The organism is Baekduia sp. (assembly GCF_035996765.1).
Lineage (GTDB): Bacteria > Actinomycetota > Thermoleophilia > Solirubrobacterales > Solirubrobacteraceae > Baekduia.
On the sequence record NZ_DASYJG010000008.1, the window covers coordinates 13,373 to 37,163 of the forward strand.

Sequence of the window (23,791 nt, forward strand, 5' to 3'; positions counted from 1 at the left end):
GCATCACCGCAGCCGCACGGCCTTGCTGCGCACCGTCGTCGCGCCCTTGCCCTTCGCGGTGAACTTCGCGCTGACCCGCTCGCTCACACGCCGACCGCGCGCCAGCGACGTCTGCGTCTTCTTCGACGCCTTCAGCGTCACGTGCAGCGTCTGCCCCTTGCGCATCTTGTGCGACCACGAGCCCAGCCGCCCGGCCGCGCCGCGCAGCACCACACGGCCGGTAGCCGTGGCCTTGACGGCAACCTGCACGCGACCGCCGCCCACGGCGCGCACGCCTGACAGCTTCGCAGCCGCCGAGCACGGCGTGTCCAGCGTGACCGTCGACGGGGCGCGCTTGCCGTTGTGGCCGGTCGCGACGAGCGCCGCCTGCTGCTTGGCGCCGGTGCAGAGGCCGTTGCGATTGGTCACGGTCAGGATCCCGTGCTTGCCGCCGGCGAGGGTCAGCCGGAAGCTCGATACCGCCGCGTCGGGGATCGGCGCGAAGGTCGTGACCAGGCGCGACTTGGCATCCACCGTCGTGGATGCGCGCAGGTCCAGCGCGATGTCGCCGCGCAACTGCACCAACAACGTCGGCAGCGTCTTGATCTGACGACCGCTCTTGGGGTCGATCCGCACGCCCTTGACGAAGTACACCTTGCCGCTGATCGGATGGTCGAGCAGCGGCGTGCGCGCGGTTGCGCTGCCGATCACCGAGGTCTGCGGACAATCGCCACGCGCGCCGTCGACGAACTCGCACAGCGACTGCGCGTTGTCGGGATCGAGCGCCAGCGACAGCGGCAGCGTCACCTGGACCTGCTGGATGTTGGCCTGGCCGGCGGCTTGGGTCACCGTCGAGTCGACACCTGGATGCTTGCCGACGGAGGTCTGGGTCGCACCCGTGAGCGCGATCTTCGTCTTCGGCGAGAACGCCAGCGCGTCGCAGCCGGTGGCCGCGAACGGCGCGGTCGGCGACGCGGTCAGCGATGCGACCGACGTCAGCGTCGCGCCGATCGTCAGCGGGGCGCACGACGTCGGGTTGCGCATCGTGTCAGGCCGGTCAATGGTCACCCTGGCGCTGCGCAGCAGCAACGGAACGCCATCGAGGATCGTCGGCAGCGGATCGCTGAGCACCCGGACGTGCGCGTCGTTGCGGTCGAGCTGGACCGATGCCCGCACGACCACGAGCCCGAGGTCAAACGGGCCGGCGACCGCGGGGACGACGATCGACAACCCGTAGGGGCCGCCTGCGTACGGTCCGGTGAGATAGACGCGACCGCCGAGCGCGAAGGGGCTCGGCCCGGCGCCGGCGCTGACGTCGATCGACCCGATCCTGCTCGTCTCCGGGCAGGTCCCGGCCGTGGCCTGCGCGTCGCCGCAGAGCGGGATCCCGGCGGGCTTGGCGAGCAGCCCGGGCGGCAGGTTGACGTCGATGCGCTGCAGCGCCTGGTCGCCGTCGGGGCGCGTGACCGCAAGCGCGAAGGACGGGCTCTTGCCCGCGTGCGTGTCAGACACCGACGCCGCGAGCCCCGGCGCGAAGGAGCCCGCGCGCTCACAGCCCTGGTCGATGGTGACGTCGTTGGTCGCCGTCGCGGTCTGGCCGCCCCAGGAGCTGAAGCTTCCGGTGATCTTCGCGCGGCCACACGCGGGCGGGTTGACGAGCGTCGCGCGGTCGCCGCCGCGCAGCGCCACGCGCACGAGGCTGACCGGCACCTGCGGGTTGTCGGTGAACGACGCGGTGAGCCGGCCGGTCTGCGGATCGGGGACGACGTGGCCGACGAGCCGGACCGAGACGCCATAGCGGGGCGACTCGGCGACCAAGAACATGCGGTACTTGTCACCTGACTGCGGGTCGTCCTTGAGCGGCTGGCCGAGGTAGACGGTGCCCGTCAGCGAGCCTGCCGGAAGGACCGGCGTCTCGAAGTCGACGGTGCCGATCGCCGAGGCGGCCGGGCAGCTGACCGGGCGCGTCGTGCCCTTGCCGAGCTGCTCGTCGGTGCAGCCGGCCAGCCCGGTCGCGGCCGACGGGTTGATCGTCATGCCCTCGGGCAGCGTGACGTGCGCGTCCCTGAGCGTCGCGGTGTCGGGCTGGTCCTTGCCGTTGGGGTTGTGCGGCAGGCCGACGTCGATCGTCACGCCGGAGGGCGCGCCGGCGACGCGCGTGTCGACCGCGACGCCGACCGTCGGAGCAAATGGCAGGTCGGCGCAACCGCTCGCGCCGATCGGCGTGAGCGTGCTGTAGGACAAGTACTGCCCCGGCGCCTGGTGGGAGTCGACCTGCAGGCCCGTCGTCGCCGGGCCGGTGCAGCCGCTGGGCATGGTGATGAACGTGCCGTCACCGGCGCGCCCGTTGAAGACCAGGCGCGTCTCATACAGCGGGATCGCGTCGGTGATGTTCGAGATCGTGAAGGACTCGTGGTAATCGGAGTCCCACGCGACGCCGCCGTCGAGGTAGATCTGGCCGCCGACGACCGGCACCGTCATCCCGAAGCGTGCCGGCATGCCCTCGGGCTGGACCATGTTGTAGACGGTGGTGGGGATCGGGGCCTTGACCACGCCGGAGACCGTGGTGATGTAGTTGGTCCCGACCTCGCTGTTGGCCGGACAGGCTTGGGCCTCGAGCTGGGCGGTCGTGCACTTCGGCGTCGCCTCCGGGTTGACGCTGAGCCCGACCGGCAGGTCGACGTGCACGTTCAGGACGTTGCCGTCCGGCGTCGCGAGCGGGCCCGCCGTGTTGAACGCGAAGTCGGTGATGCCCCACTGCGGATGCCCGCCGGCCGTCGCGTACCAGAAGTCCGGCGTCGAGTCGCGCGTGCACTGCGGCGCGGGCTCGGTGTTCTTGGTGCAGGTGCCCGCATCGAATTTCGAGACGCCGAACGCCGCGTGAGCAGCTGGCGCAAGCGCGCACAGACCAGCAATCGATGCCGCGGCGACCAGCGCGCGCCGCATCCTGAACAACATCCTCATTCGTTCCCCTCCTGCAGGGCTCCGGCTCTCCGTCCAGCCGTGTTACCCAGGAAACGAGAAGTTCGCACACGCGCTGGTGTGCACGGCGCCGATCAGGACGGCGTGGCGGGATCCTGTGCCAGCTTGGCCTCGGCCTCGTCGCGGTTCTCCGCGACGCGCAGGGACCGCTCCACGTGCGTCAGCTCCACCAAGGTCGCCGCCGGACAGCCCTCCGGCGCGATGACCGCCAGGCCACGCCCCTGGCGGCCGAGACGCTGGTCGGCCTGGACGATCACACCGAGCGCGCTGGAGTCCATGAACGAGACCGAGGAGAGGTCGAGGATGACGTCGGGCGCCGCGGTGCCCGCGCCGACCTCTTCGTTCAAGCGCTGCCCGAGCGAGCGCGACGCTTGGAGATCGAGCTCTCCCGTGAGGATGGTGACCGCCGGACGCTGCTTCATGGCTGCCTTCTCATGCCCAGGATCGACATGGCGCAAGCCTGCCAGGTCCGGGGCGCTTGCGTTGCCGGAGGCGCCCCGAGCACTTGCGCAGACCTCAGTGGCGGGGCGATCCGCTACACCGTTGGATGTGACGTCCCCGTCGCCTCTTGAGCGCCGCAACTACCGGCTCTACTTCTCCGGCCAGCTGATCTCGGTCCCCGGCACCTGGCTGCAGACGGTCGCCCAGGCGTGGCTGGTGCTCCAGCTGACGCCTTCGGGCAGTGCGCTCGGGATCACGGTCGCCCTGCAGGCGCTGCCGGTGCTGCTGCTCGGTCCCTGGGCCGGCGCCGTCGCTGACGCGGTGGACAAGCGCAAGCTCCTGCTCGCCACCCAGGCGCTGCAGGCCTTCCTGGCGCTCACGCTCGGCGCGCTCACCGTCGCCGGCGTCGTGGCGCTCTGGATGGTCTGGCTCCTCGCCCTCGGCCTCGGCGTCGCCCGCGCGCTCGACGTCCCCGCGCGCCAGACCTTCGTGTCCGAGCTCGTCGACGACGCCGCGCTCCCACGGGCGATCAGCATCAACTCGACCGTGGCCGCCGCCGCGCGCATGGTGGGCCCCGCCGCGGGCGGGACGATCATCGCCCTGCTCGGCGTCGGCGCGTGCTTCCTCGTCAACGGCGCCTCGTTTCTCGCACCGATCCTCGGCCTGCTGGCCATGGACACCAAGGCCCTGTTCCGACCCGACAGCCCGCCTGCACGTACGCCGCATGCCGTCCGCGCGGGCGTGCGCTACGTGCGGGCGCGCCGCGACCTGTTGATCCCGCTCGTGATGATGGCGCTGGTCGGCACCCTCGCCTACGAGTTCCAGGTGACGATTCCGTTACTGGCCCACCAGCAGTTCGGCCTGGACGCCACCGGCTTTGGGCTGCTCTACGCTGCAATGGGGTTTGGTGCAGTGGTCGGCGGACTCACCATTGCTGGACGGGTTGCCCCACGGGTGAAAACCATCGCAGCGGCGGCACTGATCTTCGCCGCTGGCCTCGGCGCCACAGCGGTGAGTCCCGGCCCAGTGGTCGCGGCCGTCTTTCTCGCCGTGGCCGGCGCCGCCAGCGTCGTCTTCTCGTCGACGACCAACGCCACGCTGCAGCTCAGAGCCGATCCCTCCATGCGCGGGCGGGTCGTGGCCCTGTACGTCGTCGCGTTTCTGGGCTCAACGCCGATCGGCGGCCCGCTGGTCGGCGCAATCGGCCAATGGGCGGGACCGCGCGCGGCCTTGGGCGTCGGTGCTGCCGGGGGCCTGATCGCGGCAGCGCTCGCGCTGGGCTACGGCCTCTCGGCGGGCCAGCGCCTGCGGCCGGCTGCCGCGGCCCAGGCGCCCAGCCCCTGAAATCGGCCCGTTCTCGCGTGTGTGTCAAGGCAACGGCGGGAGAGAGGTGGGCCAAGTGGCAGGGCCCGTTTAGTAAAGATCGCCACAACACCTGGGCAGACCATGGCAGCAGCGCTGGCGCTGGGTTACGGTCCCCACATGCGACGGAATGAGACATCGGCCAGCCAGCCCGTGGGCCACTCCATCCTCCGGTGCGCTGAAACCTTTGCACACGTTTTCGTATCTCACTGCTCAAAATCGGGCAAACTACTCCCGAGGAATCGGACACACCCGTAGGTTCGAGGCCACGCGGTTAGAGACAGGAGACAACGATGGATGCGAAGTTCCAGCTTGCCGCCAATCTGCGCCGTCTGCGCAAGGAGCGGTGTTGGTCGCAAGAGATGCTCGCCCATTTCGCCGGGCTCCATCCGACGGAGGTCAGTCGGCTAGAGCGCGGGTTGCGCGAGCCGCGCCTGCGAACGGTGATGCAGGTGGCGGCTGCACTAAAGGTTCCAGTCCAGGAGTTGATCGCCCCACCAGAGGTCGTTCCTGAGCCGGAGCCGGTCGGATAAGCCTGTATCAGCGCCCTTGCGGCGGTGTCCGCTGGCGCACAAGAGCGTGCTTGCAGTCTGCGAGCTCTTGTGCGCCGTTCGGAGAGCGGCGTCGCAAGGGGGCAGGCAGGCCGGGAGCAGGACAGCTGAGCGCCGCGGCCTCGCCGCCGACCTGAGCGCCGCGATAGCGGGCTCGGGAGGCGGCGGGGGACGCGGAGCGGCCCAGCCGAGAGGTCCTGCCGAGGCAAAGTCGCCAGGGGATGGGCGATCGGGCTCGGGTTGATGTAGTGCACCGGTATCGAGCCCGTGAGTCGAGCAGGCGGTGAGGCCGATCGACAGCGTGCAATGGAGGTTCGTGATCGACCCCGAGGTGATGCCGCCGCCGGTCGTAGCGAGGGTGCTGCCACCTGTGGCCCCTGGCAGATTCCCCTCTCGTTGGAGAACCGCAAGGGGGCGCCCTTTGGCGCCCCGTTACCGCTCAAACGTGAGAGCAGCCTTGCTCAGCAGAGCACGACCACGCGTCAGCGACCTACTGGACGCTGGCCTGCACGTCGCTGCGGGTGGCGTTGCTGACCTGGCCCTGCATGATGGCCGTGTTCTTGCCTGCGGCGGCCGGCAGGCCCTCCTTGAGGTTGACGGCCGTGGTGATCACCAGCATGTCTGGCAGCAGGTAGCCGCAGTTAGACGCAGCCGGCACCGAGAACGCGTTATCGACCAGCTTCGCGCCGTCCGACGTCGTCACCGAGCCCCCCGGGTTCTGCGTGATCGTGCCGACGTCGCCGCTGATCGGCGTGTTGGGGAGCGGCGGCGCGGTCGTGCCGTCGGTCAGCTTCAGCACGACCGGCGTGGACGTGGAGCCGATGTAGCAGTTGGAGCCCAGGAACGGGTTCTCCAGATGGATCCGCAGCGGCAGCTCAAGCGTCGTTCCGGAACCAACCACGAAGTTGATGTAGTCGAACTTCGGCGTGCCAGCCAGCTCCGCCGTCGCATACACGTCGTTCACAGACGCGACCGCCGCGTTGAACAACGAGATCAACAGACCCGAGAACCCGCCCGTATCGACCAAACCGATCAACCCACCGGGCACCTTGATCGGCTGCTTGACCAGCGTGTCCGCACCCACCGCTGGATAAAGCGTCGTGACGAACGTGTCCGGGTCCACCGTGAAGCCGCCTTGGAACACGATCGGCGTCGCCGACGTGATCGGCACGCTGGCATTCCCCAGCGTGAAGGACCCGGACGTCACCCTGGAGTACATGCACGAATCGACCGCAACGTTCGTGTACGGACAATATTTGAAGTTGACGAAATCACCCGTCGGCGCAGCCGCCGAGGCAGACGACACCGACACCCCAAAAACACCAGCCATCACCGCAGCCGCCATCAGCGGCCGTAAAGACCTCTTCATCAGACCCCTCCTCGTTGATCTTGGACTCTTCCGTCTGCCCGCAGCCAGGCGTAACGGCCGCAGGCGGCGCCTTATCATACTCGTGACCGTTTCCTGAAGTCAACGGAGACACAAGAAGGTCTAAATACCCGATTGGTCCTGAGTCCACGCAGCGCTCGGTGAGGCGGCGATTGGAGAACGGGAAGGGGGGCGCCTTTCGGCGCCCCCCTTTGCCCGTCATGCCTGAGGCCAGGTTTCCCTAGCTAGGCCAGGCTTGCGCTCGCAGGCGCGTCTAGTGGACGCTGGCCTGCACGTCGCCGCGAACGGCGTTGCTGACCAAGCCCTGCATGATGGCCGTGTTCTTGCCAGCGACCGCCGGCAAGCCTTCCTTGAGGTTGACGGCGAACGTGATCACCAGCATGTCGGGCAGCAGGTAGCCGCAGTTGGACGCAGCCGGCACCGAGAACGCGTTGTCGACCAGCTTCGCACCGTTCGACGTCGTCACCGTCGCGCCCGAGTTCTGCGTGATCGTGCCAACGTCGCCGGTGATCGGCGTGTTCGGCAACGGCGGCGCCGTCGTACCCGTCGTCAGCTTCAGCCGCACCGGCGTCGAGGAGGAGCCGATGTAGCAGTTGGAGCCCAGGAACGGGTTCGTCAGATGGATCCGCAGCGGGAGCTCAAGCGTCGTTCCGGAACCAACCACGAAGTTGATGTAGTCGAACTTCGGCGTGCCAGCCAGCTCCGCCGTCGCATACACGTCGTTCACGGACGCGACCGCCGCGTTGAACAACGAGATCAACAGGCCCGAGAACCCGCCCGTATCGACCAAGCCGATCAACCCACCCGGCACCTTGATCGCCTGCTTGACCAGCGTGTCCGCACCCACCGCCGGATAGAACGTCGTCAAAAACGTGTTCGGATCAACCGTGAAGCCGCCTTGGAACACGATCGGCGTCGCCGCCGTGATCGGCACGCTGGCATTGCCGAGCTTGAACGATCCGGACGTGACCTTGGAGTACAGACACGAGTCGACGGCAACGTTCGTGTACGGGCAGTACTTGAAGTTGGTGAAGTCACCCGTCGGCGCAGCCGCCGAGGCAGACGACACCGACACCCCCAACGCGCCAGCCATCACCATGGCCGCGACCAGCGGCCTCAAAGGCATTCTCATCAAACCCTCCTGATTGAACTTGGACTCTGATGTAGGCCCGCGGCAAGGTCTGACGGCCGCCGGCGGCGTATCATACTCGCTACCGTTTCCTGAAGTCAACGGATACGCGAGAAGGTTTAAATGCTGGATTGCTTGCTAACCAATGCGGTGGCCCGCCGCAGATGCGACGGGCCACCAAGCACGTGGCCGCAGGTCGGCCGAACAGCCGTCCAGCAGCCTGTCGTCACTCCGACTTACGGAGTCTGGTAGATGTACGGAGCGTTGCTCCCGTCCACCGTGTACGTGAGGTCAGTGACCGACGAGCCGGGGCCCGTGCTGCCGAAAGTGCCCGTGCCGTTCGGCACCGCGGCGCAGCCGGAGCCGATCTTAGTCACGTTCAGCGTCTGACCCGTCGCAGAGATAGTCAGCTTGCCGGCACCCGTGCCAATCGGGTTCGGGTTGATGTACTGCGCGGGAACCGAGCCCGTGATAGTCGAGCAAGTGGTCGTTCCGAGCGACAGCCTGCAATCGACACCCGTCACCGACCCCGACGTGGTGCCGCCGCCGGCCGTGCCAATGGTGGTGCCACCGGAGTAGCTGTTGGCGCGCAGCTCAGCCGACGAGCAAGCGACGACGTAGCCGGCCGCGCCGGACACCGTGCACCCCGAGAACGCAGGCGTCACAGTGGCTGCGCTCAGCCACGGCACCAGCGTGCTAGTGGGACCGTTGAGCGTGCCCGAGCCGCTGGACGTCGAGCACGAGACCACCGTGCCGGCGGGATGAATGATCAGCCGCGACGCACCGGCATTAGTGCTGCTGAACGCCAGCGGGCCGTTCGTATGCCATTCGACCGCGCCGGCCGAGGAGGCCGCCAGGCCGCAGAACGCCATGACGGCGATCAGCAGGCCCACCTTCGAGAACTTCGACATGTGTATCCCTTCGGTTAGACGCGACACAAACGTCGTTGCGCCGCGCAGATAGAGATGGGCCAAGCGGACGGGCGCTGCTCACGCCAGAAGGCGATGCGGCCGTCCGCTCGGCGTCAGTCGCCGCTCCTCAACCCGTACGCCTATCGGCGTACCTGTCACGAAGTGCGCTGACTCCGTCAGTACACATGCCTTTGTCGGTAACCACCAGAGCCAGCTGGCTCCTTCTTGACACTTTCATGCCAGTATGTGGTACGCGTGTGACAGATCGTCGTCAGCGGCGAAGCCGCATTAACCTGTGGAGCGTCACGCCCGCGCCCTTGTGAGGCGTGAACTTGACGGTCACCGCAACCCGCAGCCGACCGACGTGCCGCAGTGTTGCCCGCGCCTTCGAGGTCAGTTGCGCCTTGATGGTCGCCTCGGTCGCAGCCTTGAGCGTCCGTGTCGACTTCACGACCGAGCCACCGGTCAGCGTCAGCCTACCCGCACCCACTCCAGACAAACGCAATGACACCGCACGCGGACTCGCTGACGCCTTCTTGATCTTCGGCTTGCAGCCGTCGACGGTCGCCGTGACCGGTGTCTCCATCACCTTGCCGCTCTGGCCGGTGAGCTGGAGATCCAGTACTCTGCTGCGATCGCAGACGCCCGGCTTCCCCGAGACCGTGATGATCCCGTGCTTCCCACCGTCGATTGACAACTGGAACGTGCTGATCGGAGCGTCCGGCAACATGTCAAAGGTCGTCACAAGTCGATCGAGGCTGTCCACCGCCGAGGTGGCGGTGATGTCGATCGTCACACCGTCGGCGCTGAGCGGGATCCAGAGGTTCGGGAAGGTGCTGATCAGCCGCCCAGACGCGCTTCGCCGCTTCGCTTCGACAAAGTAGACGGGGCCGGTCAGCGCATCGAGCAGGACGGAGGTGGCGCGTGCCTGTCCGACGATCGACGTGGCAGGGCAGGCGCGCGCCAGCCGCTGCTCGGGCTTGCACAGCGCCTGAGCGTTGTCAGGGTCGAGAGCGAGCGAGAGCGGTAGCTTCGCCACGACCTTGCGCAAGTTCGCCCCGCCGCCGCTATCGGTCAGCGTCGCCGAGATCCCCGGGTGCTTGCCATCGGTGGTCTGGGTCTTGCCGGTCAAGCGAACTGCCAGGCGCTGCTTTATTGCCAGCGCAGCGCAACCGGCCACCCTGAACGGCGCGGTCAGGCTGGCGGTCGCCCCTTCGAGGCTCCCGACGTTGACGAAGACCGTCGACGGCGCACACGCCGTCGGGTTGAAGAGGAAGCCCGCGCGATCGATCGTGACGTTGATCTGGCGAACCCGAAGCGGGATGCCCTGGATGATCGTCGGCAGCGGGTCGGACTTCACGGTGACATGGGCGTCTGTCCTGTCGACGTAGATGGCCGCGCGGACCACCACGTCACCAAGGTCGAACGGCCCGGCCTGCCCGGCCGTCGGCACCACGATCGACAGGCCGAAGGGAGCGTCCTTGTACGGACCCGTGAGATAGACCCGCCCGTTCAGCGCGAGCGGGGCCCCGCCTGGGCCAGACAGCGTGTTGGTCTCACCGAGCTCGGTCCCAAGCGGACACGCGCCGATGGCAGCAAGATCGCTCGCGCACTCCGGCGCTGCGGCGATTTTCCCGAGCAAGCCCGGCGGTAGCGCCGTCTCGATGCTCTGGAAGTACTGCTCGCCGTCGGCGCGCGTGAGCGTCAGCGAGAACGGTGACTCGGCTCCGGCAAGAGGATTCGTCGTCCCGGCGCTGAGCGACGGGGAGAAGCCGCGCGTGCCACACCGCTCGTCGATGGTGAACGGCGTGTCCAGCGTCACCGGGGTATCTGACGCCCAGGACGTTATCTCGGTACGTGTGGTGTAGGTCCCACACGCCGGCGGCGTCGCCAGTGGTGCCTGGGATCCGCCGCGCAGCGCGACGTGCAGATGGGAGAACGGCAGCTGGGGGTTGTTGTCGAAGGTCGTGGTCACCCGGCCGGTGACCGGATCGACGTCGACACGGCCTGAGAGCTTCACCCAGAAGCCGGGCCCCTTGGCAACGATGTACAGCGCCAGCAGCGACCGGAAGGGATTGTCGTTCTGCTTGGCGAGGATCACATCGCCCTTGAGCGGCTCGTCGAGCACCGGCGTGTCGATCTCGACCGTCCCGATCTTCGACGAGTTGGGACAGGTCACATCCTCGTTGTTGCCGAGCTTGACCTCGCTGGGTGCGCATGCGCCCAGGCCTGCTGCCGACGATGGCGAGACCGACATCCCTTCCGGGAAGGTCACGACCGCCTTGCGCATGTGCGCGGTCGCGTTGCCGTCTGGCGCGTCGCTCTGCGGCACATCCAGATCGAAGTTCAGGCCTGTCGGCGCGTCGGCGGTGTGCGACAGCGGCTGCACGTTGACGGACGGATTGAACGGGACCCGGTCGCAGCCGGTGAAGACGAACGGCGTGCCGTCGCGATCCTGGTCAAACGACTTCGAGACGAAGGCCCCGATGTCCTGCCATGCGTCGGCGGACACGGTGAACGCCGCCGGTTTGCCGGAGCAGGAGGTGGGATTGCTCAGGAACGCCTTGCGCGGGTCGGGGCTGGAAGCGCCAAAGGCTGGAATCGCCGGGTCTTCACGATCCGAGTTGTGGGCCGGATCCGCAGGGACGCCCCAAAGCGTGACGTCGATGTAGTACGGGGGTGAAGCCTGGGTCAGGGCGAGGCTGTCTGCGCCGATGCCGTAGTCGTCGGGGCGCACGCGCGGCACGATCTTCAACGCTGCGCCGCCAAAGTTGAAGGCGAAGAGCCCCGGGGAGTCCGACGAGCGGCGCATGTTGAACACGGGGGTGTAGATGTCAGCGCGGTCGTCGGGTCCGAGGCTCGAGTCCGTGGTGATCTTCGCGATACCGACCTGCGAGGCGATCGGGCAATCAGGGTTCGGTGATCCGCCAGGTGGGATGAGCTGATCGAAGTCGCACGTCGGGGCCGCCGTCGGGTTGCCGACCAGGCCTACGGGAAGGTCGACCTTCACGTCGTGAACGCTTCCATCGGCCACATTGTCGGCCGTCCGGGGAAGCGCGATGCGGATGTTGATGTCGGCGTGCTCACCCGCCTGCCGTGAGAAGAGACCGTCGGCCGTGGTCAACCTCCCCGTGGCGAGATCGATGCCGAAGTTGGCGCGGGCCACCGAGGAAAAGGCGACGGCGAGCAACGCCGCCAAGAGCACGGTGCGAGCGATCACCCTCGTGTTGTGCGTGTGCATCTTCAACACCTACTTTCCGAGGGTCCGCTTGATGCTGGCCGCTGCTGACGCGCCGAACGGCGGGGTCAGCAACACCTTGGCCGAGACCTTCACTCGTCGCTTGGCACGTCGCGACGATCGCGTCTTCTTCGTCCATTTCGCCTCGACGGTGTACGTGCCAGCCTTGGTGACGGTCACGGATTTGGTCGTTACCGCGTTGCCCGAGAGCCGCACGACCCCGCGGCTCGAGACACGGACCTTTACCCGCAACGAGGATGCGGTGAGCGTGACCTTCAGCACCGTCACTTTGGCCTTGCCGGCCGTCACGATGGTCTCGGGGAGGCCGGAGGCGATCTGGCTTGCGATCGTTGGCGACGTCGTCGGCCCGGCGGTTGCCTCACGGCACTCTGTCCCGCCACAAGGGGCCACTTCGTCGCCACGCGACGACTGCGCCGCAATCCCGCCGCCAATCCGCGCGTCGTACATATCGAGCTGATCGTCGTGATCCTGCCCGACCAACTGTTCGTCGGTCGTGAAGAACACATCGCTGCCGTCCGCGCTCGTGTCGGCAAGCGTCGCGTTGTACTTCCCCCTGCCGGGACTGATGAGCTGCACCTCTCCGTCCTGGTACATGTACACGTCGCCGCTGCCGTTCGTGTCGGCGGCAACGAGTTTGGTGGGGGTGGTGAAGAACGCCTGGCCGTTGTCGTTGACGTACCGGCCACCGCGGAGGTTGAGCTCGAGGACGTTCGGGCCGAGATGAGCATGGCCTGCAGGCGGCGTGCCGTCGGCAGGGCAAGACGCGCAGGTCAAGGTGTGCTGCAAGACGTCGTAGACGTAGACCTCAAAGCACTTGCCGTTGCGGTCACCGTCAACGGGATTGGCGGGACAGCCGGAGTTGTCATAGGACTGCCCCACGAGGGACGTGGTGTCGAAGACGAAGTATCGGCCGTTCGGACTCGCGCCGACACCCCAGAACGCGGTGCCCTCGACGCCTGACATCGAGCCGATCGCGGAGATGACGCCGTCATGCCAGACGGTGGGCGCCGCGCCGCCGTCGCCGGTCGTGAAGATCGACGATCCATTTTCGCTCACGCCCATATAGCCGATGCCACCTCCGACAGCGACCCCGGAGAAGATGAACGTGCTCGTGCCGCTCTGGACGTCGTACCGATACAGATCGTTGTTGTCGCCGACGACGTACACGAGGTACCGACCATCGGGCGTGACGTCCACCAGACGACCCGCAGCGCCGAGATCGAGCACGCGCTCCGTCACACCGTCCCGTGTGCGATAGATCCCGTCGGCCGTGCCGCCCTGCACGGTGAAGTACAGCGTCGAGCCGTCGGCCGTCACGAGGTTGCGCGCAGGCCAGTTGAGCCGGTTGCCGATGTCGACGGCGCCGTCCGTTGGCGAGCCGTCCGGCTTGCGCGAGATCAGATGGAGGCCGTGGCCGACCCTCCACTGATACAGACCTTCCAAACCGGGCGTGGCGTCAGGCGTGAGTGCTGCGGCAGACTCGATCGCGATCATCGAGAAGTCCGGCGACCCGCCGAAGTAGACGATTGCGCCGGACGGACCGCTGAGCAAGCCGTATGGCAAGCCGGTCGCCACCAGCTCAAAGGCTCCGGTCTCGACATCGCGGCGGTAGAGGTTGCCGTCCCCGTCGACGCCCCCGGGTGCGAGCTTGCGGTTGCTGCTCACGAGCGCATGGGAGAAGTCCGAGGACACCGCGATGGTCGAGGTTGAAAGCAGTTGGCCGGCAGGCACGACGTTCGTCGGAGCATCGAGCGCGCGGAGATCCCAGCCTGCGCTCGTCCTGCGACTGGCATAGCGCGACTCGAGCGGCGAGCCTTGTGTGCCTGGCAGATCCATCGCGTTCTTGGTCTGATAGGCCAGCGCGTTGCCGTCGGCTCGCGCGTAGTAGTAGGCGTACGTGTTGAGCACGGCCCCGCCCTTGTCAACCGGAGAGACCTGCTCGTATGCCCGCACCGGCTCGGTGGCCGGCCGGGTCGTGAAGGTCGCGTCTGGCGTGGCCGAGGAGCCGGATGCGTTGTGAGCGACCAGTCGGTAGTGATAGGTCGTTCCCGGCTTCAGACCTGAGATGCCGTGGGAGGCGAGCCGGAAGGCGTAGCCGTTCCCCGCGACGTCGTCGTCGCCAACCGGCACCGTGCTCCCGTAGGCGGCGGTCTCTCCGTACTCGAAGTGGTACGTGCTCTGCTGGCCGAGAGGATTGACGCGGCCGTTGACCACGACCGAGCTGGCGGCTCTGTCGGTGACGCCGCCGTCCTGGACGGCCGGCACGACGGCGCCCGTGGTGAACGTTCCCTCCGAAGAGTCGGCCGCGAAGTCGTCATTCGCGGCATGAAGATGAACCGAGTAGGTCGTGTTCGGCCGCAAGTCCGTCAGCTCCGCCGATACCGCCGTCTCGCCGGGACCAGCAATGCCCGCCTGGTCCGGGGTGACCTGCGTGAGCCCGCCGGCGAACGAATACTCGAAGTGAACGGTGGCAGCGCCCGATGCGACTCCTGGCGCGACGGAGCCCGTCACTTGCGCCGTGGTTTCGCCAACCGCGTTCGCCGGACCGATTGCCACGCCCGGGATCTCACCCGGCGTGAGACGCTGGACGCCAGGGCCGCCGATCTGGCCGAGCTCTTGATCGAGCAGGGCGAAGATGTCGTGCGGGCTGGCCCCGTCATAGGCCAAGCCCACCACACCACCGGCCACCGATCCCGGAAGGTCGAAGGACGAGCTTGCCACGTCGGACGCCGAGAACAGCGACAGGTGACGCGGAGACCGGTCGTAGCCGTTGTTCCAGCTCACCAGTGCCGTTCCGGTGGCTCCATCGACGGTGACAGACGACGCCTGATCCATACCCTGCAACGCGCCCTGCGGCGCGCCCAGAGCATCGAATCGCTCGACGCGGCCGGTGCCCGGGTCAAGGAAGACCGAGTCCCGATACGGCTCGTCCACCACATACACCGTCCCCGACGGCGCCACCGCGACGCTCCGCAGCGAGATGAACGGACCACCACCCGACGCCGCGCCGTTGAACGAGCTGATCAGATGCCCGTCGCCCACGGCGAAGCGCTTGACCTCCTGCGTGCCCGTGTCGGCCACGACGAGATCGTGGGTGGTCGGGTCGACCGCGAGCGTGCTGTGCGCGCTGACGATCGCCGGGCTCGTGAAGCCTGTGTCGAGCGTGTAGGTCGGCGTCGCCGCGCCGTCTGACGTGTAGCGGCGGATGACCGGCGTGCCGGCATCGGTGTCGGTCACATAGACCGCGCCCGAGGTCTGATCGATGGCCAGTCCGAACGGCGCCGTCAGTGTGCCGGTGCCGAAGGACGTCAGATACTGGACACCGGTGCCGCTGGGTGTCAGCACCTGGACGCGCGCATTGGCGGTGTCGGCGACGAGGACGTTGTGGGTCGCCGGCTCCACGGCGATGCTTCCTGGCGACTGGAACTCCCCGGCGCCTGCCCCTTGGACTCCGAAGAAGTCCCTTGGAACGTAGGTGGACGTGGACGTCACGGCCTGAGCAGACGCTGCCGACAGCACGGCCAACGCCACGATCGCCATCGCGAAAGCTGCACGTAGGCGTCGCAAAGCGCAGCCTGTCGGCATGGTCATCACGCTCATCCGTCCCTCCAACCCACTGCTTTTATTGCGGCCCAGCGCACGGCGACAGACCCATCCGGCAACGTGCAAAACGATCCATCGATCCGGAACGGGGGCCAATATAGCCACGACTGTTCCCGAATGCAAGCTTATCGGCTCGGAAGTGGCTGAGTGCTCAACTATTTGCGGGACTTTTGCGGATGTCCTCATGACGACACGCGACTGTCAGGCGCTTGCACGCAGTTCTGCAAACGCCTCAATCCCTGAACCCCTTCGTCGATGTATCGGGACAACATGCCGCAGGGCAGGGGATTCAGCGCGCCCTTCGGGGAACGACACCGCAAGGGCAGGCAGGCCGGGCAGCTCAAGAGCCGCGGCCTCGTCGTCGATCTCGGACCTCAGCAGCGCGCCCGGCAGGCGGCGAGAGCCGCCGAGCAGCTCAGCCGCGTCGTCGTGGAAGGGCTCGACGAGGGGGTAGTGGTCACCGACGCGCAGCGGCGCGCGGTCTCCTGGAACGCCAGCGCCCTGCGCATCCTGGAGCTCTCGGCGGCCGAGCTGGCCGGTGCCCTCGCACCGTTCAAGGACGACCTGCAGATCATCGCCGAGCACGACGGCCGCACGCTAAAGCCTGGCGAGTCGCTCTCGGCGATCGCCCAACTCGAAGGCCGGCCCGTCGCCGGCACCTCGACCCGCATCGACGGCGACGGCAACCCCCAGTGGCTGCGCGTCCACGCGCGACCGCTCAGCGCCGGCGGCGGCACAGACTCGGGCATCGTCCTCACCTTCGCCGACGTCACGGGGACCATCACCACACAGCGCACCCTGCGCGAGGAGCGCGATCGCGCGCAGCGCTACCTGGAGGTCGCCAGCACGCTGGTCGTCGTGCTCGACCAGCGCGGCCACGTCGAGCTCATCAACCGCCAGGGCTGCGAGCTGCTCGGCTTCGAGGAGGACGACCTCCGCGGCCGCGACTGGTTTGACGCCGTCGTCCCCGCCGCCGATCGCCTCGACGCCCGCCGCGCGTTCGCCCGGCTGGTGTCCGGCGTCGAACCGCCCCGCGACAGCCTCGAGACCTTCGTCCGCACCAAGGACGGCGACGACCGCAAGATCGCCTGGCGCAACTCGGCCCTGCACAATGAGGATGGCGAGATCATCGCGGTCCTGCGCTCCGGTGAAGACGTCACCGAGCGCCGTCGTGCCGAGGCCCAGGTCGCCTACCTCGCCTATCACGACGCGCTGACCGGTCTGCCGAACCGCACCCAGCTCGAAGAGCAGTTGCGCACCGACCTCGTGCGCGCTCGCCGCTCAGGCGAAGCCGTCGCGCTCCTGTACTTCGACCTGGACAACTTCAAGCTCGTCAACGACTCCCTCGGCCACGCCGCCGGCGACGAGGTGCTGCGCGAGACGGCACGCCGAGTGTCTGAGCTCGTCCGCGGCGGCGACGTCCTCGCCCGCCAGGGCGGCGACGAGTTCCTGTTGTTGATGCACTGCACCGGCGCCGACACCGCCGGCGCCGCCGCCCAGCTGGCCGCCGAGCGCATCGCCAGCGCGCTCGAGCGTCCCTACGAGATCTCCGACGCCGAGTTCCATGTCGGCGCGTCGATCGGCGTCGCGCTCTTTCCCGAGCACGCCGACGACGCCGAGGACCTCCTCAAACACGCCGACTCCGCGATGTACCAGGCCAAGCGCACGGGCAGCGGCAGCGTCGCCGTCTACCAGCAGGAGGAGGGCGACGCCCGCGCGCGGCTGTCGCTCACCAGCCGCCTGCGCCGCGCGATCGGCGACGGCGAGCTGCGCCTCCACTACCAGCCGATCGTCTCGCTGACCGACGGGCGCCTCGCCGGCGCCGAGGCGCTCGTGCGCTGGGAGGACCCCAGTCACGGACTCGTCCCGCCCGGCGACTTCATCCCAATCGCCGAGGAGACCGGCCTCATCGACGCGATCGGCGACTGGGTCATCGACGAGCTCTGCCAGCAGGCCCTGCGCTGGGGCGCCGCCGGCCACCGCCCGCGCCTCTCGTTCAACCTCTCCCCGCGCCAGCTGCGCCGGACCGACCTGGTCTCCTCGATCGCCGAGTGCATCGCCGCCCACGGCCTGCGCCCGCAGCAGTTCTGCGCAGAGCTCACCGAGACGGCCGTCATGAGCGACGCGCACCGCCACCGCTCGCTGCTCGACGAGCTCCACGAGGCCGGCCTGACGATCGCGATCGACGACTTCGGCGCCGGCCACTCCTCGCTGGCCCGCCTGCGCGACCTGCCCGTGCAGGTGCTCAAGGTCGACCGCGCGTTCCTGGACAAGGTCCCCGACGACCGTGGCTCGGCGTCGATCGTCGCCGCGATCCTCGCGCTGGCCGAGGCGCTCGACATGACCACGATCGTCGAGGGCATCGAGACCGATCAGCAGCTCGCGTTCCTGCGCGAGCACCGCTGCCCCTACGGCCAGGGCTACCTGCTCGGCCGTCCCACCCCCGCTGACCAGCTCGCGCTGGAGGAGCTGACGTCTCGATGAAGGTGCAGCAGATCGCCTCGGAGCTCGACACCACCTGGGTGCTCGTGACCGGCGTGTTGGTGATGTTCATGCAGGCCGGCTTCGCGTGCGTCGAGATGGGCTTCTCGCGCGGCAAGAACGTCGGCGCCGTGGTGGCCAAGATCTTGGTGAACTTCTCCGTCGCGTCGCTGACGTGGTGGATGGTCGGCTTCGCGCTGGCCTTCGGCGGCGGCGCCGCGCTGGCCGGCGACTCGGGGTTCTTCCTCGACCACGGCAGCGTGTTGCACCACGGCAGCCCGATCGCCGGGTCGCTGGATGGCGCGGGCGCCGGCTACTTCTTCTTCCAGATGGTGTTCTGCGCGGTCTCGCTCTCGATCGTCTGGGGCACCACGCTGGAGCGGATCCGCTTCATCGCCTATCCGATCTACGGCGTCGTCTTCGCCGGGTTCATCTACCCGCTGGTCGCGCACTGGATCTTCGGTGGCGGGTTGCTCGATCAGCTCGGCGCCGGGATGCAGGACTTCGCCGGCTCGACCGTCGTGCATCTCACGGGCGCGACCGGCGGCCTCGCGGCGCTGCTGCTGCTCGGCCCGCGCGAGGGCAAGTACGGCCCGGACGGCCGGCCGCGCGCGATCCCCGGCCACTCGATGCCGCTCTTCGGCATCGGCGTGCTGATCCTCTGGCTGGGCTGGTTTGGCTTCAACCCGGGCTCGACGCTGGGGACGAGCGGCAACCGGATGGCCGAGGTCGTCGTCGTGACCAACCTCGCCGCGGCGGCCGGTGTCGTCGGCGCCGCGCTGGCGGCATCGCTGCTGACGCGCAGCCTGGACGTCGGCATGATCGGCAACGGCGCCATCGCGGCGCTCGTCGCGATCACCGCGCCGTCGGGCTTCGTCGAGTTCTGGGCCGCGCCGATCATCGGCTTCGTCGCCGGCTTGATCGTCGTCGTCTCGGTGCTGGTGATCGACCGCCACCTCGACGATCCGATCGGCGCGCTGAGCGCGCACGGCGTGGCGGGCGTGTGGGGCACGCTCAGCTGCGGCCTGTTTTCTTCGCCACGCCTGGTTGGGAGCCCCGACGTCGTCGGCGACCCCGGCCTCTTCTACACCGGGTCGTTCACGCAGCTCGGCGTCCAGGCGCTGGGGCTGACGATCGCGTTCGTCGTCGTCTTCGTATTGTCCTACATCACGTTCGCCGCGATCAAGGCAGTCTTCGGTCTGCGGGTGACGCCGCAAGAGGAAGAGGCCGGCCTCGACATCGTCGAGCACGGGATGTACGGGTACCCGGAGCAGTACGTGGACTCGATCGACCTCGAGCCGCTGGGTGTGCCCAGCGGGCGCTGAGGGTCTCGCAACGCCTACATGTCGCCCGGGCGCGCCGCCTGGCCCGTGCCCGGGCCGGGCACGTTGCGGAAGGTGAAGGGCGACGGCTCGCGACCGGGCTGCACGAACCAGGCCTCGCCGGTCGCGCCGCCGGTGATGATGCGCAGGACCGTCTCGGCAACCGTCTCGGCCGGGATGAGCTGGACGCCCTGGGCGCTGAGGATCTCGCGGATCGGGTCGACGATCTTGGACTCGGCGAACGCCGGGCAGATCGCGTTGTAGGTGATGTTGTCGGCGGCCAGCGCGGGCCCGAGCGACCGCGCGAGACCGACGACGGCAGCCTTGTTGGCGGCGTAGATCGGGTCGAACGGAACGCTGGTCAGGCCGGCCAGCGAGGCGGTGGCGACGATCGCGCCGCCGCCACGGGCCTTCAGCGCCGGCAGGACGGCGTGCGTGCCGAAGACGACGCCGTCGAGGTTCACGCCGTTGGCCAGCCGGTACTTCTCCGGCGAGAAGTCCTCGCCGACCGAGCAGCCGCTGGCAATGCCCGCGTTCAGGTACGCGATGTCGAGGCCGCCGGCGGCATCCACCGCCGCTGTGACCAGCGCGACGTTGGCCTCGAAGTCCGAGACGTCGCAGGCGAAGAAGTGCCCGCCGACCTGTTCGGCGACCGCGCGACCCCCGGTCTCGTCGAGGTCGGCGACGACGACCTCGACGCCCTCGGCGGCCAGCGCCAGCGCGGTCGCCCGCCCCAGCCCGGACGCGCCGCCCGTGACGAGGGCGACCTTGTCGCGCAGCTCCATCAGGCGATCTCGAGGACGAGCTTGCCGACGTTGTCACCGCGAAAGAGCATCTGCAGCGTCTCGGGGAAATCATCGATCCCGCCCTTGACCACATGCTCCTTGGTGGTCACCTTGCCCTCGGCGATCCAGCCCGCGATCTCCGCCGCCGCCTCGCGGTAGCGCTTGGCGTAGTCAAAGACGACGAAGCCCTCCATGCGCGCGCGGCAGACCAGCAACGACAGGTAGTTGGACGGCCCCCGCATGGACGACTCGTTGTTGTACTGGCTGATCGCGCCGCAGATCACCACGCGCGCCTTCATGTTCAACCTGGTCAAAGCCAGGTCGAGGATGTCGCCGCCGACGTTGTCGAAGTAGACGTCGACGCGGTCGGGCGTCGCGGCCCGCAGCGCGCCCTTGACGTCGTCGCCGCGGTAGTCGATCGCGGCGTCAAACCCCAGCTCGTCGGTCAACAGCGCGCACTTCTCCGGCCCGCCGGCGATGCCGACGACGCGCGCGCCCTTGACCTTGGCGATCTGCCCGACCAGCGAGCCGACCGCCCCCGCGGCGCCCGAGACCAGCACCGTCTCGCCCTCGGCCAGCGCGCCGACGTCGAGCAGACCGAAGTACGCCGTCATCCCCGGCATGCCCAGCGCGCCGAGGTAGGTCGGCAGCGGCGCGGCGCTCGGATCGACCTTCAGCGCGCCCTTGCCGTCAGAGACGACGTGCGACTGCACGCCGAAGATGCCGACGACGTGGTCGCCCACCGCGTACTTGGGGTGGTTGGACGCCGTGACCTCGACGACCGACCCGGCGCGCATGACCTCGCCGAGGCCCACCGGCGGGACATAGGAGCGGGCGTCGTTGAGCCAGCCGCGCATCGCGGGATCCAAGGAGATGATCTTGGTCTGCCCCGCGAACTCGCCCTCGCCCGGCTCGCGCAGCGGCTCGTCGACGTGCGCCCAGTCGGTCGGCTTGCACTCGCCCTGCGGGCGCGCCGCGAGGCGGATCTGGCGATTGGTGTCAGACATGGCGAGGACCGTACCAACGGCAAGACCGCCACCAAGCGCTGCACACCCGTGAAATCTGGGTACCGCACCGCGACACGCGGCCACTTGCCGTGTTGGCTGTAAGGAAACCAACGAACCTTGATCCCACTGGGAGGGACGATGCACCGCACCACCATGAAATGGGCGCTGCGCACCGGCGCGCTCGCGCTGGCGCTCACGCTGCCCGCGGCCGCCCAAGCGGCCACCGCACCGGTCGCCACCACCGGCGGCGCGGCCAACGTCGCGCAGCAGACCGCGCGGCTCACCGGGTCGGTCGACCCCAACGGCGCTGCGACGACCATCCAGTTCCAGTACGGCACGACCAGCGCCTATGGGGCCGTCACGCCCGAGCAGACCGTCACGGGCGACGGCAAGAAGGCCGTCACGGCCGACATCGCCGGCCTGGCCCCGGCCACGATCTACCACTACCGGTTGATCGCGCGCAACGGCAAGGGGCTGAGCAAGGGCGCCGACCGCAGCTTCAAGACCCTGGTCCAGCCGCTCGGCGTGACCTTCGCCGCCACGCCCAACCCGCTCCTGCCCGGCGCCACGACCACGCTGGCCGGACAGCTCACGGGCACCGGCAACGGCGGCCGCGACGTCGTCCTGCAGAGCAACCCGTTCCCCTACACCCAGGGCTTCAAGGCGGTGGGCAACAAGCTCGTCACCGACGCCACGGGCAACTTCTCGTTCGGGCTGCAGATGGTCGCGTTGAACACCCAGTTCCGCGTCGCCCTTCCCGACAAGCCGTCGGTCGTCAGCCCGATCGTGGTCGTCAGCGTCTCGGTGCGCGTCTCGACGCACCTCGGCACCCGGACCGTCAAGCGTGGCCACAAGCTCACCTTCCAGGGCTCGGTCTCGCCCGATAAGGACGGCGGCACGCCGATCGCCATCCAGAAGCTGAACTCCAAGAAGCACTGGGTCACGGTCACCGGCACCGTCACGCACAAGACCAGCAGCAGCGCCTCGAAGTACAGCAAGCACGTGACGATCCGCTCCGGCGGCAAATACCGCGTGTACGCAGGGGTGACAAACGGCAGCTACGTCCCGAACACGGGCGCAACCGTCACGATTCACACCAAATAGGCACATCGAACGTTGCCCGTTTGGCTGTGGACGTCGCGCCGCCGGCGTGGGACAGTCCGACCTCAGCTGAATGTGCACCGGGCCGCCCCCTCGTCTCCTGTTCGTTGAGGGCGAGTCCGGGGCCCAGCCGTCCGGTGGCCCCGCCCAAAAGGCGGGGCCACCGAGCGTCATAGAGTCCCGGCCATGCCCGACCCCGCGACGATCGACGAGCTCCTGCGCCACATCGGCCTCAGCGAGCGGCCGGCGCCCGACGACGATGGCCTGCACACGGTCCACCGCGCGTTTCTGACGCACCTCGCCTACGACGGCATCACCGCGCAGCTCGGCGAGCACGCGCCGCTGGCGCCCGCTGCGCTGATCGAGCGCACGCTGAGCACCGGCCGCGGCGGCTACTGCTTTGAGATCAACACCATCCTGCTCACGTTGTTGGAGGCGTTGGGGTTCACGATGGAGCGCCGCCAGGGCATCGTCGGGCCGCGCAGCGCGTTCGCCGAGGGTCAGCCGACCAACCACCTTGCCTTGGTCGCCACGACCGCGGCGGGCGACCGGTACATCTGCGATGCGGGTTGGGGCGAGGGTCCGCTGGACCCGATGCCGCTGACCGCCGGGACGGTCGCGGCCGGACCGTTGGCCTGGACGATCGAGACCGAAGACGGCGGCGCGTGGTGGGTCGGCCAGCACGCCTGGGGCTCATCGCCGGGCTTTCGCTTCGCCGCCGCCTCCGCGCCGCTGGACGCCTTCGCACCGCATCACGAGCGCCTCGCCAGCGCCCCGGACTCGAGCTTCGTCACGACGCTCGTCATCCAGCAGCCGACCGACGACCACATCGTCACGCTCCGCTCACGAACGTTGAGCCGCAAGGGGCCCGACCGCGACGAGCGCACCGTCCTCCCGGACCGCGACGCGCTCGCGAGCACGCTGCGCGACGTCTTCGCGATCGACCCCGAGGCGCTCGGGGCCGACCGCGTCGCTCGCCTCTGGGGCCAGGCCTGCGCCCAGCACGAGGCGTTCGTCAGCTCGACGGAACGGGGGCCGGCACATCGGCGATCTGGGTCAGCCTGAAGCCGTTGCCGAACGGGTCGCGGAAGCCGCAGTCGATGCCGTAGAAGACCTCTTCGGGCTCGCTGGTGAACTCCACGCCCCGCGCCATCAGCTCCGCGTAGGAGGCGCGGCAGTCGTCGGTCTGGATGATGATGCCGTTGAGGCCGCCGCGGGCCATCAGCGAGCGCACGTCGGGCTCGACGTCCGGCCGCACGGACGGGTCGATCAGCGAGATCTCGAAGTCGTTCTGGCCGGGCGGCGCGACGGTGATCCAGCGCCATTCGCCGGCGTCGACGTTCGCGCGCTGCTCGAAGCCGAGCTTCTCGGTGTACCAGGCAAGCGCTTCATCCTGGTCGCCGACCATCGCGCAGAGGATTGCAACTTTGAGGTTGGGCATGGCTGCGACGGTACGCGGCAGGCGCGGCCCGTGCTTCTCGAAAGCTGCTG

At 68.4% G+C, this 23,791-nt stretch carries 16 protein-coding genes; 6 read left to right on the top strand and 10 right to left on the bottom strand.

Annotated elements, in window-relative coordinates:
• Positions 1-3: 3 nt before the first annotated feature.
• Both VGO10_RS01100 and VGO10_RS01105 read right to left on the bottom strand, forming a co-directional pair.
• A complete protein-coding gene (locus VGO10_RS01100) occupies positions 4-2,943 on the bottom strand; it encodes a hypothetical protein (protein WP_327464260.1) in 2,940 nt (979 codons plus the stop codon).
• Positions 2,944-3,035: 92 nt separating this feature from the next.
• Positions 3,036-3,383, bottom strand: coding sequence for an STAS domain-containing protein (locus VGO10_RS01105; RefSeq protein WP_327464262.1), 348 nt, complete (start codon positions 3,381-3,383; stop codon positions 3,036-3,038).
• Positions 3,384-3,510: 127 nt separating this feature from the next.
• Here VGO10_RS01105 and VGO10_RS01110 point away from each other — a divergent pair, with 127 nt between their 5' ends.
• Together VGO10_RS01110 and VGO10_RS01115 are read left to right on the top strand one after the other, a co-directional pair.
• Entirely contained in the window at positions 3,511-4,746 is a 1,236-nt protein-coding gene (locus VGO10_RS01110; RefSeq protein WP_327464264.1) for an MFS transporter, read from the top strand.
• A 311-nt stretch (positions 4,747-5,057) separates the two neighbouring features.
• Entirely contained in the window at positions 5,058-5,297 is a 240-nt protein-coding gene (locus tag VGO10_RS01115) for a helix-turn-helix transcriptional regulator (RefSeq protein WP_327464266.1), read from the top strand.
• A 508-nt stretch (positions 5,298-5,805) separates the two neighbouring features.
• Here the strand turns inward: VGO10_RS01115 and VGO10_RS01120 are convergent.
• The 5 genes from VGO10_RS01120 to VGO10_RS01140 form a co-directional block, all read right to left on the bottom strand.
• The gene (locus VGO10_RS01120; protein ID WP_327464268.1) at positions 5,806-6,660 is read right to left on the bottom strand and encodes a hypothetical protein; all 855 of its coding nucleotides are present in this window, start codon (positions 6,658-6,660) and stop codon (positions 5,806-5,808) included.
• A gap of 295 nt (positions 6,661-6,955) precedes the next feature.
• Entirely contained in the window at positions 6,956-7,828 is an 873-nt protein-coding gene (locus tag VGO10_RS01125) for a hypothetical protein (RefSeq protein ID WP_327464270.1), read from the bottom strand.
• A 239-nt stretch (positions 7,829-8,067) separates the two neighbouring features.
• Positions 8,068-8,742, bottom strand: a complete 675-nt coding sequence (locus tag VGO10_RS01130; RefSeq protein ID WP_327464272.1) for a hypothetical protein — start codon at positions 8,740-8,742, stop codon at positions 8,068-8,070.
• Positions 8,743-9,013: 271 nt separating this feature from the next.
• A complete protein-coding gene (locus tag VGO10_RS01135; RefSeq protein WP_327464274.1) occupies positions 9,014-11,983 on the bottom strand; it encodes a hypothetical protein in 2,970 nt (989 codons plus the stop codon).
• Between the two features lie 9 nt (positions 11,984-11,992).
• Entirely contained in the window at positions 11,993-15,790 is a 3,798-nt protein-coding gene (locus tag VGO10_RS01140) for a hypothetical protein (protein ID WP_327464276.1), read from the bottom strand.
• Positions 15,791-15,874: 84 nt separating this feature from the next.
• Between VGO10_RS01140 and VGO10_RS01145 the strand changes: the two genes are divergently transcribed.
• Together VGO10_RS01145 and VGO10_RS01150 are read left to right on the top strand one after the other, a co-directional pair.
• Entirely contained in the window at positions 15,875-18,088 is a 2,214-nt protein-coding gene (locus VGO10_RS01145) for a putative bifunctional diguanylate cyclase/phosphodiesterase (protein WP_327464278.1), read from the top strand.
• The gene (locus VGO10_RS01150; protein ID WP_327464280.1) at positions 18,085-19,410 is read left to right on the top strand and encodes an ammonium transporter; all 1,326 of its coding nucleotides are present in this window, start codon (positions 18,085-18,087) and stop codon (positions 19,408-19,410) included. Before VGO10_RS01145 ends, VGO10_RS01150 begins: the two co-directional genes overlap by 4 nt.
• 14 nt (positions 19,411-19,424) lie before the next feature.
• Here the strand turns inward: VGO10_RS01150 and VGO10_RS01155 are convergent, their stop codons facing one another.
• Together VGO10_RS01155 and VGO10_RS01160 are read right to left on the bottom strand one after the other, a co-directional pair.
• The gene (locus VGO10_RS01155) at positions 19,425-20,192 is read right to left on the bottom strand and encodes an SDR family oxidoreductase (protein ID WP_327464282.1); all 768 of its coding nucleotides are present in this window, start codon (positions 20,190-20,192) and stop codon (positions 19,425-19,427) included.
• Positions 20,192-21,199, bottom strand: a complete 1,008-nt coding sequence (locus VGO10_RS01160; RefSeq protein ID WP_327464284.1) for an NADP-dependent oxidoreductase — start codon at positions 21,197-21,199, stop codon at positions 20,192-20,194. The genes VGO10_RS01155 and VGO10_RS01160 overlap by 1 nt, the downstream gene beginning before the upstream one ends.
• Before the next feature lie 138 nt (positions 21,200-21,337).
• On the opposite strand from VGO10_RS01160, the gene VGO10_RS01165 reads away from it, so the two are divergent.
• On the top strand, positions 21,338-22,303 hold the full coding sequence (locus tag VGO10_RS01165; protein WP_327464286.1) for a hypothetical protein: 966 nt from the start codon (positions 21,338-21,340) through the stop codon (positions 22,301-22,303).
• A 183-nt stretch (positions 22,304-22,486) separates the two neighbouring features.
• A complete protein-coding gene (locus VGO10_RS01170; RefSeq protein WP_327464288.1) occupies positions 22,487-23,365 on the top strand; it encodes an arylamine N-acetyltransferase family protein in 879 nt (292 codons plus the stop codon).
• Here VGO10_RS01170 and VGO10_RS01175 read toward each other — a convergent pair.
• Entirely contained in the window at positions 23,316-23,741 is a 426-nt protein-coding gene (locus VGO10_RS01175; RefSeq protein WP_327464290.1) for a VOC family protein, read from the bottom strand. The genes VGO10_RS01170 and VGO10_RS01175 overlap by 50 nt on opposite strands.
• Positions 23,742-23,791: the final 50 nt, after the last annotated feature.

Excerpts from the sequence above, each read along its gene's own strand:
- VGO10_RS01155 (WP_327464282.1), bottom strand. The coding sequence starts at position 20,192 with ATGGAGCTGCGCGACAAGGTCGCCCTCGTCACGGGCGGCGCGTCCGGG.
- VGO10_RS01130 (WP_327464272.1), bottom strand. The coding sequence starts at position 8,742 with ATGTCGAAGTTCTCGAAGGTGGGCCTGCTGATCGCCGTCATGGCGTTC.
- VGO10_RS01165 (WP_327464286.1), top strand. The coding sequence starts at position 21,338 with ATGCACCGCACCACCATGAAATGGGCGCTGCGCACCGGCGCGCTCGCG.
- VGO10_RS01145 (WP_327464278.1), top strand. The coding sequence starts at position 15,875 with ATGCCGCAGGGCAGGGGATTCAGCGCGCCCTTCGGGGAACGACACCGC.
- VGO10_RS01170 (WP_327464288.1), top strand. The coding sequence starts at position 22,487 with ATGCCCGACCCCGCGACGATCGACGAGCTCCTGCGCCACATCGGCCTC.
- VGO10_RS01140 (WP_327464276.1), bottom strand. The coding sequence starts at position 15,790 with ATGAGGACATCCGCAAAAGTCCCGCAAATAGTTGAGCACTCAGCCACT.
- VGO10_RS01105 (WP_327464262.1), bottom strand. The coding sequence starts at position 3,383 with ATGAAGCAGCGTCCGGCGGTCACCATCCTCACGGGAGAGCTCGATCTC.
- VGO10_RS01100 (WP_327464260.1), bottom strand. The coding sequence starts at position 2,943 with ATGAGGATGTTGTTCAGGATGCGGCGCGCGCTGGTCGCCGCGGCATCG.
- VGO10_RS01120 (WP_327464268.1), bottom strand. The coding sequence starts at position 6,660 with ATGGCGGCTGCGGTGATGGCTGGTGTTTTTGGGGTGTCGGTGTCGTCT.
- VGO10_RS01150 (WP_327464280.1), top strand. The coding sequence starts at position 18,085 with ATGAAGGTGCAGCAGATCGCCTCGGAGCTCGACACCACCTGGGTGCTC.
- VGO10_RS01160 (WP_327464284.1), bottom strand. The coding sequence starts at position 21,199 with ATGTCTGACACCAATCGCCAGATCCGCCTCGCGGCGCGCCCGCAGGGC.
- VGO10_RS01125 (WP_327464270.1), bottom strand. The coding sequence starts at position 7,828 with ATGCCTTTGAGGCCGCTGGTCGCGGCCATGGTGATGGCTGGCGCGTTG.
- VGO10_RS01135 (WP_327464274.1), bottom strand. The coding sequence starts at position 11,983 with ATGCACACGCACAACACGAGGGTGATCGCTCGCACCGTGCTCTTGGCG.
- VGO10_RS01115 (WP_327464266.1), top strand. The coding sequence starts at position 5,058 with ATGGATGCGAAGTTCCAGCTTGCCGCCAATCTGCGCCGTCTGCGCAAG.
- VGO10_RS01175 (WP_327464290.1), bottom strand. The coding sequence starts at position 23,741 with ATGCCCAACCTCAAAGTTGCAATCCTCTGCGCGATGGTCGGCGACCAG.